The organism is Kluyvera sp. 1366 (genome assembly GCF_054823405.1).
The window spans coordinates 581,082-599,506 of record NZ_JBTRDW010000001.1; the positions used below are offsets into that span (position 1 = coordinate 581,082).

The 18,425-nt window shown below is 54.6% G+C and carries 13 protein-coding genes; 11 read left to right on the forward strand and 2 right to left on the reverse strand.

What is annotated here, in order from left to right; all coding sequences use genetic code 11:
* Window positions 1-2 precede the first annotated feature (2 nt).
* Complete coding sequence (locus ACVLVH_RS02730; RefSeq protein ID WP_498948658.1) at window positions 3-782, forward strand: SDR family oxidoreductase; 780 nt, start codon at window positions 3-5, stop codon at window positions 780-782.
* A 47-nt stretch (window positions 783-829) separates the two neighbouring features.
* Here the strand turns inward: ACVLVH_RS02730 and ACVLVH_RS02735 are convergent, their stop codons facing one another.
* On the reverse strand, window positions 830-1,189 hold the full coding sequence (locus tag ACVLVH_RS02735; protein WP_222234061.1) for an NUDIX hydrolase: 360 nt from the start codon (window positions 1,187-1,189) through the stop codon (window positions 830-832).
* Window positions 1,190-1,318: 129 nt separating this feature from the next.
* Here ACVLVH_RS02735 and ACVLVH_RS02740 point away from each other — a divergent pair, with 129 nt between their 5' ends.
* From ACVLVH_RS02740 to glgX, 6 genes are all read left to right on the forward strand, one after another.
* Entirely contained in the window at window positions 1,319-2,068 is a 750-nt protein-coding gene (locus tag ACVLVH_RS02740) for a DeoR/GlpR family DNA-binding transcription regulator (RefSeq protein ID WP_110867175.1), read from the forward strand.
* Window positions 2,069-2,128: 60 nt separating this feature from the next.
* Window positions 2,129-3,019 (forward strand): oxidoreductase, encoded by an 891-nt coding sequence (locus ACVLVH_RS02745; protein WP_498948660.1) that lies wholly within the window; start codon window positions 2,129-2,131, stop codon window positions 3,017-3,019.
* Between the two features lie 200 nt (window positions 3,020-3,219).
* Window positions 3,220-4,659, forward strand: a complete 1,440-nt coding sequence (gene proP, locus ACVLVH_RS02750; RefSeq protein WP_350262352.1) for a glycine betaine/L-proline transporter ProP — start codon at window positions 3,220-3,222, stop codon at window positions 4,657-4,659.
* A 594-nt stretch (window positions 4,660-5,253) separates the two neighbouring features.
* The gene (treZ, locus tag ACVLVH_RS02755; RefSeq protein ID WP_137387021.1) at window positions 5,254-7,038 is read left to right on the forward strand and encodes a malto-oligosyltrehalose trehalohydrolase; all 1,785 of its coding nucleotides are present in this window, start codon (window positions 5,254-5,256) and stop codon (window positions 7,036-7,038) included.
* A complete protein-coding gene (treY, locus tag ACVLVH_RS02760) occupies window positions 7,035-9,521 on the forward strand; it encodes a malto-oligosyltrehalose synthase (protein WP_498948661.1) in 2,487 nt (828 codons plus the stop codon). Before treZ ends, treY begins: the two co-directional genes overlap by 4 nt.
* Before the next feature lie 35 nt (window positions 9,522-9,556).
* On the forward strand, window positions 9,557-11,629 hold the full coding sequence (gene glgX, locus ACVLVH_RS02765) for a glycogen debranching protein GlgX (RefSeq protein ID WP_192412792.1): 2,073 nt from the start codon (window positions 9,557-9,559) through the stop codon (window positions 11,627-11,629).
* A 73-nt stretch (window positions 11,630-11,702) separates the two neighbouring features.
* Here glgX and ACVLVH_RS02770 read toward each other — a convergent pair whose 3' ends face one another.
* Window positions 11,703-14,999, reverse strand: coding sequence for an autotransporter outer membrane beta-barrel domain-containing protein (locus ACVLVH_RS02770; RefSeq protein ID WP_498948663.1), 3,297 nt, complete (start codon window positions 14,997-14,999; stop codon window positions 11,703-11,705).
* A gap of 289 nt (window positions 15,000-15,288) precedes the next feature.
* On the opposite strand from ACVLVH_RS02770, the gene ACVLVH_RS02775 reads away from it, so the two are divergent.
* The 4 genes from ACVLVH_RS02775 (at window position 15,289) to ACVLVH_RS02790 (ending at window position 18,417) form a co-directional block, all read left to right on the forward strand.
* A complete protein-coding gene (locus tag ACVLVH_RS02775) occupies window positions 15,289-16,932 on the forward strand; it encodes a methyl-accepting chemotaxis protein (RefSeq protein WP_110867172.1) in 1,644 nt (547 codons plus the stop codon).
* Between the two features lie 215 nt (window positions 16,933-17,147).
* The gene (locus ACVLVH_RS02780) at window positions 17,148-17,597 is read left to right on the forward strand and encodes an STM2901 family protein (protein WP_192412786.1); all 450 of its coding nucleotides are present in this window, start codon (window positions 17,148-17,150) and stop codon (window positions 17,595-17,597) included.
* Window positions 17,591-17,917: a DUF1493 family protein gene (locus ACVLVH_RS02785; protein ID WP_101761319.1), complete on the forward strand. Its 327-nt coding sequence runs from the start codon at window positions 17,591-17,593 to the stop codon at window positions 17,915-17,917. The genes ACVLVH_RS02780 and ACVLVH_RS02785 overlap by 7 nt, the downstream gene beginning before the upstream one ends.
* A 14-nt stretch (window positions 17,918-17,931) precedes the next feature.
* Entirely contained in the window at window positions 17,932-18,417 is a 486-nt protein-coding gene (locus tag ACVLVH_RS02790) for an Hcp family type VI secretion system effector (RefSeq protein ID WP_101761318.1), read from the forward strand.
* Window positions 18,418-18,425 lie beyond the last annotated feature (8 nt).

The window sequence follows — 18,425 nt, forward strand, 5'->3', positions numbered from 1 at the left end:
TTATGTCATCACGATTAGCTAATAAAACCGCGATTATCACCGGTGCTGGCAGCGGCATAGGCAGCGCAACCGCAACACTGTTTGCGCAACAAGGTGCTCGCGTGGTGCTGTTCGATCTTGACTGTGAAACCACCGAAGCGCTGGCGGCAGAGTTGCAGCAGCAAAGTGGCCAACACTGTATTGCCTATAGCGCAGATGTCACGCAACCCGAGGAGGTGCAGCGGGCGGTGAGCGAAGCGCAGCAAGCGCTGGGCCCGATTGATATTCTGATCAACTGCGCGGGCGTGAATGTGTTTCGCGATCCGCTGGCACTGGAAGATGACGACTGGCAGCGCTGTATGGAGGTCAATCTGAAAGGACCCTACAACCTGATCCGCAGCGTGCTGCCCGGCATGCTGGCGCGCCAGTACGGCAATATCGTTAACGTCGCGTCGGTACACGGGCACAAAATCATTCCCGGCGCGTTTCCCTATCCGGTCGCCAAGCACGGTTTGATTGGCCTGACGCGTTCGCTGGGCGTGGAGTACGCCAGCCAGGGCATTCGCATTAACAGCATTTCTCCGGGTTTGATTATGACGCCCGCAGCTGAAGCCTGGCTGGCAAGCTGTCCCGATCCGCAAGCCGAGCGTGAACGGCAGGCCGCTTTGCTACCGTGCAAACGTATTGGTGAACCGCAGGAAGTGGCATATACCGCGCTGTTTCTCGCCTCGGACGAAGCGCGCTTCATCAATGCCACCGATATCCTGGTTGATGGCGGACGCAGCCAGATCTATCACGAGTAATAAATGATATTTTTATCGGGTCGCCATTCATGGCGACCACGCTTAATCTAACTCTCAATCACCGGAATCTCATCCAGTTGGGTAAAGATCGCCATCCCCCGCTCCTTGCCAATCCGCACATCGTTATCAGCCCCCTGCGACGCGCCCGGAATGCGTAAAATAGCATCGCAACAGTAAATCAAACGATGCGCCACCGGATAGAGAAAAGATTCACTGATTTCATCGCCAATTGTCTGCGAACCGGCGGCGCTCGCCAGCGGCAACGCCAGCCACTCACCGATCACCGGCGTATGTCCGCGCTGGTAGACCTGCAGGGCAATCTGGTCTAATTTCTTAATGTTTTCATGAATTAACACTTGATTGCCGTTGGTGCCGCTGCGTACGGGCCCTGCTATAAGAATCAACATTGCGTTTCTCCAAAAATTCGATGGTGTGGGCAAGCGTTTTTTTGCACGATTTGCCCGGCGATAGGTGACAAAATCTACGCTAACATGCATAATCGTGCAGATACAAGCAAAAACATGAATGAGAAAATAATGCTCTCCAGCCAACGTAAACAGCAAATCCTCGCCATTCTGAGCGAAGAGAAACAGGTGATGTCGAGCGAGCTTAGCCAGCGCTTTGCGGTGTCGGAAGACTCAATTCGCCGCGATCTACGTGAGCTAGCCGCCGAAGGATTACTGCAACGTGTACACGGCGGTGCGCTGCCGGTTTCTGCCGCTATCGCACCGTTTGAAACACGCAAAAGCGTGCAGATTAGCTCTAAACGCCTTATCGCGCAGAAAGCGGTCCAGCTAATCCAGCCAGGCCAGGTAGTGATTATCGATGGCGGCACTACCACCGCCGAGATGGTGAAATTGCTGCCGCCGGATCTGGCATTTACCGTGGTGACGCACAGCCCAAGTATCGCCGTGGCGCTGGTGGATTATCCGCAGGTTGACGTGATCATGATTGGCGGCCTGCTCTATCGCCATTCGGTGGTGGCGGTGGGTGCGGCGGTGCTGGAAGGCATTGCGCGGATTAATGCCGATCTGTTCTTCATGGGCGTGACCGGCGTGCACAAAACGGCGGGATTAACCACTGGCAACTACGAAGAGGCCGGGGTGAAACGTGCGCTTTCCGCACGCGCGGCGGAAACGGTGGTAATGGTGTCGAATGAGAAGCTGAATTCCGCTTCGGCGTTTGCCATCGGCGAATTATCACTGGCCAGCACCTTGATCGTTGATGCTCAACCCGATGACGAAATGTGCCAACTGCTGCGGAAAAAGCACATAACTGTGCTGTAAACGACTATTCTTCGCTGCTGAAGAAACGTTCTGCCACTAGATAATCAGGAGCTTAATAAGATGTCTGAGAATCCCACCATCGCCCTTATTGGACCGGGCGCGATTGGCACCACCATCGCAGCGGCGCTGCATGAAGCTGGACGCACGCCCACGATTTGCGGGCGTACCGCACATCCGCAGCTGGAGTTGCGTCACGACAGCGGCAAAATTATTGTTCCCGGCCCGGTGCTCACCAATCCCGCCGAGATCGCGCAGCCGTTCGATCTGGTGTTTGTGGCGGTGAAAACCATCCAGGTTGAGGATACCGCGCCATGGCTGGCGGCGCTGTGCAATGAAAATACCGTGGTGTGCGCGCTGCAGAATGGCGTGGAGCAGAAAAGCCAACTCGCGCCCTATGTCAATGGCGCGACCGTGCTGCCATCGGTGGTGTGGTTCCCGGCCCAGCGCGAACCGGACGCCTCGGTGTGGCTGCGGGAAAAGCCGCGCCTGACACTGCCGGAAACGCCGCACGCTGAGTTGGTGGTTGCGGCACTGCGCGACACGCGCTGCGCGGTCGATCTCTCCGCCGATTTCCTGACCATTGCCTGGCGCAAACTGCTGCAAAACGCGGTTGCCGGTTTGATGGTGCTGTCGAATCGTCGTGCGGGTATGTTCCAGCGCGACGACATCAGCGCGCTGGCGCTGGCCTATTTGCAGGAGTGCCTGACGGTAGCGCGCGCCGAAGGTGCCGCGTTAAAAGATGAGGTGCCGCAGGAGATTGTAGAACGCTTCCACCGCGCACCGGCTGATTTAGGCACCTCGATCCTTGCCGACCGCCAGGCCGACCGTCCGCTGGAGTGGGATATCCGCAACGGCGTCGTGCAGCGTTATGGTCGGGCGCGCGGTATTCCCACACCAATCAGCGATGTGATTGTGCCGCTGCTGGCGGCCGGTAGTGAGGGGCCGGGCTGATCATCTACATTCACGGTCGCCATCCATGGCGACCTCCCTCAAACGTCATAACTACCCGTGTTTTATCCTGCCAACTTGCGGGATGTTAAAATCTTTACTAGGGTTTGCGCTTCTTCTGCCTCTTATAGCTTTCTTTTCCATTTATGAAATTACGGCTGCGAAAGCTATAAGATCGCGCCATTTTCTCAACTGGGGAATTTATGAGCACAGGAACGGATACAACACACTCAGCCACAGCCAGTGGCTTAACCGTTGATGACATCACCGTTATCGACAACAAATTGCTGAAACGCGCGGTCGGTGCCGCCGCATTGGGTAATGCGATGGAGTGGTTTGACTTCGGCGTTTACAGCTATCTCGCCGTGATCATTGGCCAGGTCTTCTTCGCCGATGCCAGCGCTGCCGCGCAGCTGATCGCTTCGTTCGGTACCTTCGCCGCGGCGTTTTTAGTGCGTCCGATTGGCGGCATGGTGTTTGGCCCACTCGGCGACCGCATTGGACGTCAGAAGGTATTGGCGTTAACCATGATCATGATGTCGATCGGTACTTTCTGTATCGGTCTGATTCCGAGCTATGCCAGCATTGGTATCGCTGCGCCGATTCTTCTGCTGCTGGCGCGCTTGCTGCAAGGGTTCTCCACCGGTGGTGAATATGGCGGTGCCGCGACCTTTATCGCGGAATACTCCACCGACAAACGTCGCGGCTTTATGGGTAGCTTCCTTGAGTTCGGTACGCTGGGTGGCTATCTGCTGGGCGCCAGCCTGGTGACAGCAATGATCGCTTTCTTACCGCATCAAACCATGATGGATTGGGGCTGGCGTGTGCCGTTCTTCCTCGCCGCGCCGTTGGGTCTGTTCGGTTTGTATATCCGCTTAAAGCTGGAAGAGACGCCCGCGTTTAAAGATCACATGGATAAGCGCGAAGAGATGGAGCACAACAAGCCGCGCCTGAGCGTGTGGCAGATGCTGCGCGATCAGCGTAAACCGCTGCTGAAATGTATTGGTCTGGTACTGTTGTTCAACGTCTCCAATTATATGCTGACCGCCTATATGCCGAGCTATTTAACCGGCGTGCTGGGAATGAGTGAATTATCCGGCCTGATGTTGGTGATGGTGATTATGTTTATCATGATGCCGCTGACGTTAATGTGGGGATATCTCACCGACCGCATTGGTCGCCGTCCGGTGATTGGTTTAGGCGCGTTGGGCTTAATCGTGCTGGCAATTCCGAGCTACATGTTGATTGGTTCCGGCAATATGCTGCTGGTGTTTGCCGGACTGGCGATTCTGGGCTTATTGCATACTTGTTTCAGCGGCACCATGCCGGCAACGTTACCGGCGCTGTTTGTCACCGATATTCGTTATAGCGCGCTGGCAATTGGTTTTAACTTATCGGTTTCGCTATTTGGTGGCACCACGCCGCTGATTACCGCATGGCTGGTGGATACCACGCACAATAATCTGATGCCGGCGTATTACATGATCGGTGCCGGTATTATTGGTTTACTGACGGTTTTAACCTTGAGTGAAACGGCCCGCAAACCGCTGAAAGGTTCATCGCCTGCGGTGGCAACAGAAGCGGAAGCGCATCGTTTGATCGATAAATTGCGTAAACGTAAGGTTAAGCATAAAACGGCTTAGGTTCGAGTCGGCATTAACAAAGGTCGCAGTCCTGCGGGATTTAAAGCGATTTTGAGTTAAGAATACGCACGACTGCGGCAGCGCGGATGTTGAGGCGACATCCCAATCCGCTGAACGAATGAGGGATTCCAGGGCGAGCCGCAGGGATGCGGCGAGAGGTGGCGCTGAGCAGGAGCGAATCGCCGCCGGTCCGTCAGGAATCGTGAATGAGTGAAGGCACCGCGAAGCGGCGGGTTGGGCTGGCGCAAGGCCCGGGAGTGCAGAGGGCGCGGCCAGGCGTCCTCTGCTCGGTCGCCGCACGAAGACACTGCAACTGCCTCAGCATAGGGCGAACGAAAGTCGCTCGGCGCTTAACTGAGCAGCATTACGCCATTCATGGCGACTTCATCTAACCGAAGCGTAAAAATCCCCCGCTTATTCGATAATTTCTTAAACCCGCCTGAAATCCTCTCGCGCGCGCCAGAAAACGCCAAAATATCGACTATGATTTGTTGTCCGACCTAACTTTCATCCCAAATTATTTATCGTTTTCAGCCAGTAGCGAATCGCTTGATGTCGTCCATTGCCCCTGCGTGGGCTAAACGAGGCAATTGAATGGAATTCAGATCATTTGAAAAATCCTGGGGCGCTGAGATTCTTGCTGATGACAGCGTCCGTTTTCGTGTTTGGGCACCAGGGCAGCAGCACATCACCTTAAGACTTGCCGATAACGACACCGCCATGCTCGACGCAGGCGACGGTTGGTTTGAGCTGCAAGTCAGCGGCGTGGCGCCCGGTGCAGAGTATAACTTTGTGCTGGACGATGGCACGGTGGTGCCGGATCCCGCCGCGCGTGCGCAAAAGGCTGATGTTAACGGCCCTTCACTGGTGGTCGATCCGCAAAGCTATCGCTGGCAGCACACCGAATGGCAAGGTCGTCCGTGGCATGAAACGGTGGTGTATGAAATGCACATCGGTACCTTCACGCCCGAAGGCACTTTCCAGGCGGCGATAGCTAAATTGCCGTGGCTGGCCGAATTAGGCATCACGCAGCTGGAAGTGCTGCCGGTGTCGCAGTTTGGTGGCAATCGCGGTTGGGGCTACGACGGCGTGCTGCTCTACGCTCCGCATGCGGCTTACGGATCGCCAGATGATTTCAAAGCCTTTATCGATGCCGCGCACGCGCACGGTTTGTCGGTAGTGCTGGATATCGTGCTCAACCACTTTGGCCCGGAAGGCAATTACCTGCCGCTGCTGGCGCCGGCGTTTTTCCACCAGGAACGCATGACGCCGTGGGGCGCAGGCATTGCATATGATGTCGATGCTGTGCGGCGCTACATTGTCGAAGCACCGCTCTACTGGCTGCAGGAATTTAATCTTGATGGCCTGCGTTTTGATGCCATTGACCAGATTGAAGACAGCTCCAGTAAGCATGCGCTGATTGAGATTGCCGAACGCATCCGTCAGGAAATTCCCGAGCGCCCTATTCATCTCACCACCGAAGATTGCCGCAACGTTATCTTCCTGCATCCGCGTGACAAACAGGGCAACGCACCGCTGTTTACCGGCGAGTGGAACGATGATTTCCACAACGCGGTGCACGTGTTTGCAACCGGTGAAACTCACGCCTATTACGAAGATTTCGCCGACGTGCCGGAGAAGCTGGTGGCGCGCGTGCTGACTGAAGGCTTTGCTTATCAGGGCGAACTTTCACCGCAGAGTGGGCAGCGGCGCGGCGTGCCGAGCGCCAGCCAGCCGCCGGTGGCGTTTGTTGATTTCATCCAGAACCATGATCAGGTGGGTAACCGCGCGCAGGGCGATCGTTTGATCAGCCTGGCGGGCAGCGATCGCACCAAAGTGTTGCTGGCGACGCTGTTGCTGTCGCCGCATATTCCGCTGCTATTTATGGGCGAAGAGTATGGCGAAACGAATCCCTTTCTGTTCTTCACCGATTTCCACGGCGATCTGGCCAAAGCGGTGCGTGAAGGACGCGCGAAGGAGTTCACCGGGCACGCCGGGCATGACGAAGAGGTGCCGGATCCTAACGCCGAGCAGACCTTTACCCGCTCAAAACTTGACTGGGATAAGTTACAAACGCCTGAAGGCCAGAGCTGGCTGGCGCTCACGCGCGAGCTGCTGGCGCTGCGTCAGCAATATATCGTGCCGCTGCTGGCCGATGCGGGCGGCAACAGCGGCAAAGTGCTCGCCACCGCTGAAGGCTTTGTGGCCGTCAGCTGGCATTTCCCACAGGGCGAACTGTCGCTGGCGCTGAATATCGGCAAGCAGACGCAACCTTTACCCGCCACGCCAGGTCGCACGATTTTCGCCTGGCCGCAAGAAACTGAAGCATTATCACAACACGCCATCGTGGTGCGTTTGGATCAGGGAGCAACAAAATGAGTATTCCAACCGCGACGTATCGCATTCAGTTTCGCAACGGCATGACGTTTGATCGCGCCGCGGCGCTGGTGCCCTATCTGCAACGCCTTGGCATCAGCCATCTTTACGCGTCGCCGATATTTAGCGCCACCGCCGAATCCACCCACGGTTACGACGTCATCGATGCCAATGAGATCGAACCGGCGATTGGCGGCCGCGACGGCTTTAATCGTCTGGTTGAGGCGTTGCAGGACGCGGAGATTGGCTTGATTCTCGACATCGTGCCGAACCATATGGCGGCCTCGCTGGAGAATGCCTGGTGGCGTGATGTGATCGAGTATGGCGAGAGCAGCCGCTATGCCAATCATTTTGATATCGACTGGACGCGCCGCCTGACGCTGCCGTTTCTCGGCGACAGCTTCGAGAACGTGCTGGAAAACGGTGAGCTGAGCATTAAAGCGCATCCGCAAACTGGCCATCCCGCGCTGGCGTACTACGACAGCTTTTACCCGCTGACGCCCGCCAGCTGGCAGGATCGCGCCGATGAGGTGCTGGCGATGACTGAAGCCAAAGCGATTGCTGAACTGCATGAGCAGCAGCCGTGGCGTTTGATGAGCTGGCGCGATGCACGCAGCGAGCTCTCTTATCGACGCTTCTTTGAGATCACCGGTCTGGTCGGCTTGCGCGTTGAAGATGAAGCGGTGTTTGCCGATTCCCACCGGCTGATTCTTGAACTGGTGCGCTCCGGTGCGGTCAGCGGCCTGCGCGTCGATCACGTTGATGGCCTTGCCGATCCACAAGGCTATTTGCACCAGCTGCGCCAGGCCACCGGCCCGGATTGCTATATCACGGTAGAAAAGATCCTCGCCGAAGGGGAAAAGATCCCTGACGATTGGCCGATTTCCGGCACCACCGGCTACGAATTTATTGCCGCGCTGTCGCACGCGCTGGTGGATGATTCGCAGATCGACACGCTGCATCTCGCCTATGAAGCCACCACCGGACAACGCAACGACGTTGAAGGCGGACTGCGCGTGGCGCGTGAATTGATGGTTGACCGCAATTTCGCCGGTGAGTTTGCGCGTCTGCTTAAGCTGGCGACGCAGATTGCCGGTTCCGAACATCGCAACCTTGGCGAAGCGGAACTGCACGTCGCACTGCGCGAAATCCTCATCGCCTTCCCGGTGTATCGCACCTACGGCCAGCAGGACGGCATGCGGCTCGAAGGCGAAGAGCTGCTGCAACAGGTGCTGGAAACGGTGAAAAACAGCGCGTCACCGACGGTGTTGAGTTTGCTGCAGGCGATGCTGCTGGGCGCGGTTTCCGAAGAGAGCGAAAAAGACGCGCACGAATTCCGCATGCGCTTCCAGCAGCTGACCGGACCGCTGATGGCGAAATCGGTGGAAGACACGCTGTTCTTCCGCAATCACGTCGCGTTAGCCATCAATGAAGTGGGAGCAGAACCGCTGCCGCACGCCTTCTCGCTGGCGCATTTCCACAGCGAGATGCAAACGCGGCTGCAACAGCAGCCCGATGGCATCTCTTCCACCTCAACCCACGACACCAAGCGTGGTGAAGATGCGCGTGCGCGGCTGTATACGCTAAGCGAAGCCCCCGCGCTGTGGGCGGAACACGTAGCGCGCTGGCGGCAGATTAATCAGGCGCAGGTGGTGGAACTGGACGATGGCGCCGCGCCGGAACCGGCAGTGGAATGGATGCTGTATCAGGCGTTAGCCGGCGTGTGGCCGACCACCTTGCAGCCGCAGGATGCCAGCCAACTCGAAGAGCGCTTTATTCCTTTTGTCGAAAAAGCGTTACGCGAAGCCAAACTGCGTACCGACTGGGCAGAGAGCAACGAAGCCTACGAAAAAGCGGTGCTGGATTACGCGCGTCATCTGCTTTCACCGGCCAATCAGTTGTTCCTCAGCGATTTCAGCCACGCGTTGCAACCGTTTATTCAGGCCGGATTAATCAACAGCCTGACGCAAACGGTAATTAAACTCACCGCGCCGGGCGTACCGGATATCTATCAGGGTAGCGAAGCGCTGGATTTCAGCCTGGTCGATCCCGACAACCGCCGCACGCCGGACTTCGCGCTGCTGGAGCAGCAACTGGAAGAGTCTTCTTCGCCCGACTTCAACGACGCGCAAAACTGGCTGAGCGGCAAACTGAAACAACAGGTGATTGCACGCCTTCTGCATCTGCGTCGCGATTATCCGCAGCTGTTCCGTGTGGGCGATTATCAGCCGCTGGACGTCAGCGGTGAACATCAGGAGAAAGTCATCGCCTTTGCGCGTCAGGACAGTAACCACGCGCTGCTGGTCATTCTGCCGCGCCTGAGTTTTGACAACGCGCAGTGGACGCAAACCGAAGTGGTACTGCCCGAGTCACTCGCCCATCGTCACTATCGCAACTTATGGAGTGGCGAAACCGTGACGATTGGCGATTACATCGCGCTGGATGAGGCGGCCTCAAGTGCGCCGTTAGTGCTGCTGAGCAGCTGATGCATTACCCGATTAATCTGTGTGGAGAATAATGGATGACAAGTAAGCCTCTAGAAATTACAGCAGGTTCGGGACAAGTGCTTGGCGCTAACTATGATGGCCAGGGCGTGAACTTTGCGCTGTTTTCGGCCTGCGCTGAGCGAGTTGAGCTGTGTTTGTACGATGAGAGCGGCGAAAACGAAATCGCCCGCTTCGATTTACCGGAATACACCCATGAAGTGTGGCACGGCTACATTCCCGGCTTGCAGCCCGGCGCGCTCTATGGCTATCGCGTACACGGCCCGTACGAGCCGGAAAATGGCCATCGCTTTAACCCTAACAAACTGTTGCTCGACCCTTACGCACGCGAACTGGCGGGCGAATTGCAGTGGGACGAGTCGCATTTCGCGTATGATCTGCTGCATGAAGATAAGGATTTGAGTTTCGATACCCGCGACAGCGCACCGTTTACGCCCAAATGTGTGGTCATCGATCCCAATGAATTTGACTGGCAGGATGCTAATCGACCGAATATTCCGTGGTCGAAAACGGTCATTTATGAAGCCCACGTTAAAGGTTTTAGCCAGCTTAATCCGGCGGTGCCCGAAGAGATGCGCGGCACTTACGACGGTCTAAGCAATCAGGCTTCGATCGATTACATCAAAAGCCTGGGCGTAACCACCGTGGAGCTGCTGCCGGTGCACGGTTTCCCGGACGATCAGCATCTGCTGGATCGCGGTCTGAAAAACTTCTGGGGTTACAACACGCTGGCGTTCTTCGCCCCGGCCACGCGCTATTTTGGTCCGCGCGGGATTCAGGGCTTCCGCGATATGGTGCGCGCCTTCCACGATGCTGGCCTCGAAGTGATCCTCGACGTGGTTTACAACCACACCGCCGAAGGCAATGAACTCGGCCCCACGTTGTCGTTTAAAGGCATTGATAACTACTCTTATTACCGCACGCTGCCGGATCAGCATCGCTACTACATCAATGACACCGGCACCGGTAACACCGTGAATACGTCGCATCCGCGCGTGCTGCAGATGATTCTCGATTCGCTGCGTTATTGGGCCGAATCCATGCATGTTGATGGCTTCCGTTTCGATCTCGGCACCGTGCTGGGCCGTGAACCAGAAGGCTTTGACCAGCGTAGTGGCTTCTTCGATGCCATCATGCAGGACCCAGTGTTGTCCAAACTGAAACTGATCGGTGAGCCGTGGGATATCGGGCCGGGCGGTTATCAGGTTGGCGGCTTCCCGCCGGGCTGGGCGGAGTGGAACGATAAGTATCGCGATACGGTGCGTGAGTATTGGAAAGGTGACATGGTCACTAATGACTTCGCCGCGCGCCTGCTCGGTTCTGGCGATCTCTACGATCAGCGCGGTCGCCGTCCCTGGTCCAGCATTAACTTCCTTACCGCGCATGATGGCTTCACGCTCAACGATTTGGTTTCGTACAACGAGAAACACAACGAAGCCAACGGTGAAGATAATAATGACGGCCATAACGAGAACCGTTCGTACAATTACGGTGCGGAAGGCCCGACGGACGATGAAGGCATCAACGCGGTACGTGAGCGGCAGAAACGCAACTTCCTCGCCACGCTGCTGTTCTCGCACGGCACGCCGATGTTGCTGGCGGGTGATGAGTTTGGTCGCAGTCAACTCGGCAACAATAACGGCTACTGCCAGGACAGCGAAATTTCCTGGCTGCATTGGGAAAACCTGCCGCCTTCTGCTGATGCGCTGCGCGACTTTACCCGACATATTCTGGCGTTACGCGCTCAACAACCGCTGCTGCGGCGTGAAAGCTGGCGCGATGGTATGGAAATCAAATGGTTTAACGCCGGTGGCGGCTTCCAGCAGGATGATCAATGGGACGATGGCACCACGCTCGGGGTGTATCTCGGTCGCCCGGATTTAGAGCCGGAGGAAGGCATCTGGCATGACGTGTTGATGCTGTTTAATCCGTATGAAGGCAATGTGCCGTTCAGTATTCCACAGTTTGGTGAAGGCGGCTGGGTGCTGGAGCTTTCGACGTCTGACAGCGTTGAGAAAGGGTTAGTGATTACCAAGGAGAAGGATTTCGAGCTGGAAGGCCGCAGTATGGCGCTGTTCCGCAGGCCGTAATTATATAAATTTGCGCAATAAACTGCGCCGCTACAGAAGCATGCATGCATTCGTAGCGGCGCGATTTGTGTTATCAGAAATTAACTTTCACGCCCACCATCGCGCTGGTATCGCTGTAACCCTTATCCCCCATCTGCTGACCCATATTGCCCCAAAGATTAACGGTTTTATTCAGCTTCGCATCGACACCCACTTTCACTTCACCGAGGTTACGCGCTCCGGCTTGCTGCACGCTGATGCCATTCATGCTGCTGCCAAAGGTTTCGGTGTTGTGCACCCAGTTGGCTTCGATAAACGGCTCGAAGGTGCGGTTTTTACCATCATCAATGGCATTGTGGCCTTTGATGTAAGCGCGAACACCCAGACGCGTTTGCAGGTTGTTGTCGCCTTCACCCACCACGCGCGTGCCGTTTTGCTCTTGATGATCCTTCGCTTTCACGCCCATCCAGGTCGTCTGCGCCTTCGGCTGCAGATAGACGCTGGAACGCTCGCTCATCTCCGCGACTTTGAAGCTGTAACCGGCTTCCACTGACGCGGTGATGCCTCTCGATTTGTAGCTCTCTTCCGCGATGCCATCACCTTTCACGCTGTTATCAAACCAGTTGTAGAGCATCCAGCTGTCTACATAAGCTCCGGTCTTGTCAGCGTTGTCCTGCAACCAGGTCGCGTAAACGCCCGTGCTGTAACCGTGCACCTGACCTTTTGCGGTGTAACCCGTCACGTTGGAGTGTGTGTTACTTTGCGCATTAGCGTAGCCGCCCATGACACCCAGATGGAAGCGGTCCGCACCATTACTGCTCCACTGGGCGATATCGCCGCCTAACTGCATCACATAACGGTTACCGGTGGATTTCAGCTGGCCGGAACTATCGCTGAAGCGCGTGTGTCCACCTGCGTTACGCAACCACAAGCTGGTGGCGTGTTTCTTACCGTCTGCGCCAATGTAGTGGGTCTCACCCAGACGATCATCCAGCGAGGTGGTAAATAAGGTATTCGCCGCAGCAAGGTTAGCCGCATAACTGCCCGCTTCCGGACGCGTAATCGGGAAGCCTTTAACCGGCTTGCCCACATCGCCCGCATTACCTGAGCCACTGCCTGGCGTGCCGGTATCATCGCCTGGCGTGCCGGAGCCGTTGTCAGGATCGCCAGGATTAACCGGATTGCTGCCTGGATTGCCCGGTGCCACGTTGTTGCTGTTGCTCTCCAGTACCCATTTATTGGCATCCTGCACCAGATGATAATCGTAAGCACCGGCCACAATACGGCCCTGCTGGGTGAACGTACCGTTTACGTTGCCATCGACGCGAATCAGCTCGATACCATCGATGGTTTGCGCGCCGGTGCCGCCGGCGTTCTGCACCACCACGTTGCTGTTACCGTTGTAATCACCGGTGATGTGCAGATGATCGGTCTCTGAGTGGTCATCCATCAGATGGGTTTTGAAGTCGATGGTACCGTTGGTGCTGTTCAGGCTGCTCAAGGTCACCTGGCTAAAGCCGGTGCCGGGCGCGGTCATATTCAGCGTGGCGTTATTCAGCGTCAGATTATCCACCGCAGAGCTCGACGTAACATTCCACTGGCTGCCATTCGCCAGGTTCAGATTTTCCAGTGAGCTGGTCGCACCACTCCAGACGGAGTTGTTATCGAGGTTGATGATGTTAGTCGCGGTGTTGGCGCGATCGATGATGACATCACCGTTAAATACTGAGCCGTTATCACCGGTCAATGTCACATTGCTCACCGTGCCGCTATTGCCAATGCCTGCGGATAACAGCGTCGCGCCGGTTAATGCGGTGCCGGAAGTGGTGACTTTGGTATCGGCAGTGCCGGAAACCACCATTGCACTACCTTCACTCGCAGTAACCGCGCTGTTGCTCAGCGACACGGTGTTGTTGCTGACCGCATCAGACTGGAACAGCATACCCGCACTGTTCGCGCCGGTGAGCGTGATCTGTGAATTGGTTAAATCGACGCGGTTGTCACCATCACGCATCCCCATCCAGATACCCGAAGACAAAGCTGCGCCATCCTGACCCGCGATATTCACGCTGACACGGTCGCCCCTCAGCGTTCCACCCTTAAGAACAGCCAACCCATCAGCATTACTAACGTGGTTGAATTCAACATTATCCAATTCAACCAGGGCGCCTTCGCTAACGCGAACGCCGAGTAAATTTCCACGTGTACTGTTGACCTGGACATTCTTCAAGCTGGCTAATCCACCAGTATAACGGGCTGCCACTGCGGCTCCTAAGCTCGTCAAATCGTTGGTCACCATCGTATCAGGCGCCTCAAGGCCATTATTATTAATAACGGTATTAAACGCTGTTACTGTGCCTGATGTTGCTGCAAGACCCAGAGCTGAGGTATTTATCGTCGCGTTACGAATGTTTACTTCACTGCCCGCATTTAGTGCCTGAACGGAAGTGGTGGGTCCGGAGGTAGTAATTGTGCCGTTATCATAATTCACTACCGCTCCGCTGCCGCTAGCACGTAATCCATAAGAGTTAATTCGGTCGGTAAAAATGGTTGTGTTGGTTAAATTGACCGTGCCACCGTTCTGCGCCATTACCGCTTCTGAAGAAGACCCAGTCGTGCTTATTTTGCTGTTAGTAATATCTATTTGACTTCCAGCTCCTGTCGCATAGGCACCTAATGCCAGATGTCCGGAAGTTGCGAGTGTGCTGCCATCGATGGTGATTTTTCCGCCTCTTGATGCGTAGGCAGAATGACCGCGTTCACCTGAAGTGCTGGCAATGGTGTCGCTAAGATTAATATTGCCATTAGAACCTTGCGAAACCAGACCATAGGCCGATGATGTAATTGAACTATTGCTGAGCGTGGCTGAGCCATCAACAACATGTACACCGTAGCTCGATGAGCCGCTGGTGTTGATATGGACGCCATCCGCATTAATGTTGCTGTTGTTTTGCGACATCATGCCCTGCGCAGAGGACCCCGAGGTCTTAATTTCAGTGTTCTTCAGCGTGATGGTTGCGCCCGTATTTGCCATCGCACCCACACCGGCGGTGCCGCTGGTGGTCAGCGAACCGTTGGTAAAGGTGATCGAACCCTTATTCGATGCGCTCAAGCCGCGCCCGCTTTCACTGTTGTTTGCGGTCGAGACGATATCCTGTCCGTCGTAGTTTAAGATTGCACCGTTGGCGATAATCGCCGCGGCGAATACGTTGCTGACAGGTAATGTGACAGCGACAGCCATCGCCAGGCCAGAGAGCACCGCTGTTTTCCGCGCTGCACTGCCCATCGCATTACCCGAAGATTGGGATTTAACTTTGCCTTTGGCCAGCTCAGAGGCCACCACATAACGCTGCGTTGCAGCATGCCAAATCACGCGGAATATTTTATTCATGGGACTTTACTCTCTCTAAGTTCAGAAACTTTCACGATTTCCGAAATGATAGAGAGCGGGTCTGTAAGGCAATATCGGAGGGAGCGCGGAGTTTTGTAGTCCTTTACTTATTCAATGCAATACAGCGCTGGTATCCGGCAAAAATGTTAAAAATTAGCGTGATAACCAGTTGAAGACTTAAACCCTGAATAAAAAAATTAACTAATTTCCTCAATCTGCCGATGGTTATTAATCTGCCCTCTTCCCTACGCGGCTTTTGCCGGGACGCTTTAAGATTAAGGATAATAAAATGAACATCTCTCAACGTCTGTTTGCCACCTTTTCCATACTGTTTGGCGCCATCATCCTGCAAGCGATACTCGCCATTTCCTTACTCTCTGGTTTTCAGGATCGCTTTGAATATGTACAGGCCAATGCGATTCCCTCGATCAAAGATCTGGGGAAACTGATTGATGGCAGTAACCAGTTGGCGTTAACGCTCTACAAACACAAAAGCCAGACCGACGACAGCAAAATGCCGGCTATTGAGGACGAGATCCAGAAACAGCTGGCGGATTTGAAGGCGCAGACCGATTACTACATGGCGCACGATATCTCCAGCGATGAAGATAAGCGCTTAACCGAAGTCGCTTATGCCAATATTCAGCACGTCACCGCCGCACTGGCGCCATTTATCACCGCCTCGCGTGCGCATCAAAATGATATCAGCCTCAATCTGATTGATGGACAAACCGGTATCGGAGCCGCCATTCGCCAGCTGATTAGCGATTATCAAAAACAGCTGCAGCTGAATATCGCCATTGGCGATGAACTGCGCGCCACCAACCGCAGCACGTTCCACTCGGTGTTATGGACGACCATCACCGGCGTTATCGCCACCGTGCTGATTTTTGGCGTGCTGTCGCTGTTCACCGTATTGCGTATCCGTCGCAGCTTGTCTGCTGCGGGCAAAGTGATGATGACTGCCAGCGAAAACCTCGATTTGACGCTGAAAGCAGATGAGAGCCGTCGTGATGAAGTGGGCAACATGGCGCACTCGTTTAACGTCCTGATGGATCGCGTATCAGGCGCGCTCTCCTCGGTGCGTCAGGCGTCACAATCAGTGAGCAGCGCATCGGTACAGATTTCCGCGGGCAATGAAGATCTCTCATCACGCACCGAGCAACAGGCGGCATCGCTGGAGCAAACCGCGGCCAGCATGACCGAGCTGAGTGAAACCGTGCGTCAAACCGCTGATAACACGCGCCAGGCCAGTCAGCTTGCCGCTAACGCCAGCGGATTGTCGGAGAAGAGCAGCACATCACTGACCACCATGCTTTCAACCATGGATAACATTCGTGGTAGCTCGCGCAAAGTTACGGAAATCGTCTCGATCATTGAAGGCATCGCCTTCCAAACCAACATTCTGGCGCTGAACGCCGCCGTTGAAGCCGCACGTGCCGGTGAACACGGCAAAGGCTTCGCCGTAGTCGCCGGTGAAGTGCGCAACTTGTCGCAACGTTCAACCACCGCCGCGCGCGAAATCAAAACGCTGATCGAAGAGTCACATCGTCTGACCGAAGCCGGTGCTGCGCAGGCCAGCGACGTAGGCCGTAATATGAGCGTGATGAACGATGCCATTCATCAGGTAAGCCAACTGGTGGAAGAGATTGCCGCTGCCGCTGTCGAGCAGAGTCAGGGCATCGTGCAGGTGCAGCAAGCGGTGAATCAGATGGACGACGTTACGCAGCAGAACGCCGCGCTGGTGCAAGAAGCCTCTGCCGCTTCGCAATCGCTGCAGGAACAGGCCGGGAATTTGAATCAGCTGGTGGGTAAATTCCATGTCGCGGCGGCTGGCGAAGTTCAGCAAAAGCAGGCTGTGGTGCGTACGGCTTCATTCGTTAAACCCTCGCGCGTTGCGGTGGTGAATGATGCGGATTGGCAGAGTTTTTAAGCTGATTTAGCCGGTGCGCATAAATGTGCACCCTACGAAAACGCTGGGTCGCCAATCATGGCGACCACGCTGCCTTTGCCAGGCAAACGCTGCCATAGTCTCCCTAAACTCTCCAATAGTTAACCCGCTATTAGTGGTTCCACTCCTCTCTTTTGAACAAAAAATAGCGTTCATCATGTTGTAATCTGGCCGCCTGTAATTCAGGGAGGATGATTATGGATACGGTTGAGCAGCTTAATGGGACGTACTTTTACAAAGGAGTCAGCAATGTTTCAGCTGGTGAATTATTTTTTTGGATACTTTTGGACAATATTGATGAGCATGTAGGTGGCATCAATAACATTGTTGCGGTGAGCAGCATCATTCTTGGTCTTCCTGTTCTGGGTACAAGAGGTAAGCCCGGCAATGCTACACCTGGTACTTCGATCGCCTCTAAATATTCGCGTCAAATTCTGAATGTGAAATTGCCCAGACCTTTGCCAACGTTCACTAACACCAGCATTAAGTTACTCAAGCCGATGTGGACAAACAATCTTGGGGCTTTTGTTGGTCGAACTGTGCCGGTTGTAGGATGGGTCTTGCTAGCAAATGATCTTTCTCAAATAGTCTATAAGACTGTTTCAACCTACAACATGATCGTGAGAGAAGAAGATCGAGTATGGTAGACGAACATCAAATATTAGATTTTTTTCGTGGCGAGTTATCTCTCATGACCACATGGAGTTTAAAACCCATTCCAATCGAATTTGATACTCCATTACAAGGCTACGCCGGATGGGATGAGTTGCCCTATGCCATTCAGGATTTTGGTAAAAAATATCATGTCGATACAACAGTTATAAATTTTGATGCTTATTATCCGTGGAAAACAGAAACAGTTTTCCGAAAATACTTTTCTAAGGATCCAATTCAACAAGACGTTAAACCACTAACTGTACGTATGTTTGTGGAGTCGGCTAAAGCTGGACGCTGGTTGTATGACTAACTAAGGAGATTCACATGGCTATACCCGTTCATATGTTTATTAAAGATGATGGCGGCGCAGTAATCAGAGGCGGTTCAGACGTGATGCACCGTGAGGGCAGCATTGAATTACGGGGTGTACAGCATCTTCTCTCTATTCCCACCGACAACAATACCGGCAAGCTAACAGGCACACGGCAACATGCTCCATTTATGTTTGAGAAAGAAATTGATTCTGCGTCACCTTATTTATACAAGGCTGTGGCAACAGGTCAGACGTTAAAAGAAGCTGAAATCAAATGGTACCGCATCAGTGATGCTGGTCAGGAAGAAGAGTACTTCAACATATTAATGGAAGACGTAAAGGTCATCTCGATATCGCCGATCATGCATGACACGCGTAATTGTCCAGGAACCGGACATATGGAAAGCGTTGCGCTGCGTTATGCGAAGATCACGTGGAAATATGTTGATGGAAATATTCAATTCACCGACGCATGGAACGAAAGGCCAACGGCATAATCAATGCG

Coding starts and splice junctions, on each gene's coding strand:
- ACVLVH_RS02730 (WP_498948658.1), top strand. CDS start 3: ATGTCATCACGATTAGCTAATAAAACCGCGATTATCACCGGTGCTGGC.
- ACVLVH_RS02735 (WP_222234061.1), bottom strand. CDS start 1,189: ATGTTGATTCTTATAGCAGGGCCCGTACGCAGCGGCACCAACGGCAAT.
- ACVLVH_RS02740 (WP_110867175.1), top strand. CDS start 1,319: ATGCTCTCCAGCCAACGTAAACAGCAAATCCTCGCCATTCTGAGCGAA.
- ACVLVH_RS02745 (WP_498948660.1), top strand. CDS start 2,129: ATGTCTGAGAATCCCACCATCGCCCTTATTGGACCGGGCGCGATTGGC.
- proP (WP_350262352.1), top strand. CDS start 3,220: ATGAGCACAGGAACGGATACAACACACTCAGCCACAGCCAGTGGCTTA.
- treZ (WP_137387021.1), top strand. CDS start 5,254: ATGGAATTCAGATCATTTGAAAAATCCTGGGGCGCTGAGATTCTTGCT.
- treY (WP_498948661.1), top strand. CDS start 7,035: ATGAGTATTCCAACCGCGACGTATCGCATTCAGTTTCGCAACGGCATG.
- glgX (WP_192412792.1), top strand. CDS start 9,557: ATGACAAGTAAGCCTCTAGAAATTACAGCAGGTTCGGGACAAGTGCTT.
- ACVLVH_RS02770 (WP_498948663.1), bottom strand. CDS start 14,999: ATGAATAAAATATTCCGCGTGATTTGGCATGCTGCAACGCAGCGTTAT.
- ACVLVH_RS02775 (WP_110867172.1), top strand. CDS start 15,289: ATGAACATCTCTCAACGTCTGTTTGCCACCTTTTCCATACTGTTTGGC.
- ACVLVH_RS02780 (WP_192412786.1), top strand. CDS start 17,148: ATGGATACGGTTGAGCAGCTTAATGGGACGTACTTTTACAAAGGAGTC.
- ACVLVH_RS02785 (WP_101761319.1), top strand. CDS start 17,591: ATGGTAGACGAACATCAAATATTAGATTTTTTTCGTGGCGAGTTATCT.
- ACVLVH_RS02790 (WP_101761318.1), top strand. CDS start 17,932: ATGGCTATACCCGTTCATATGTTTATTAAAGATGATGGCGGCGCAGTA.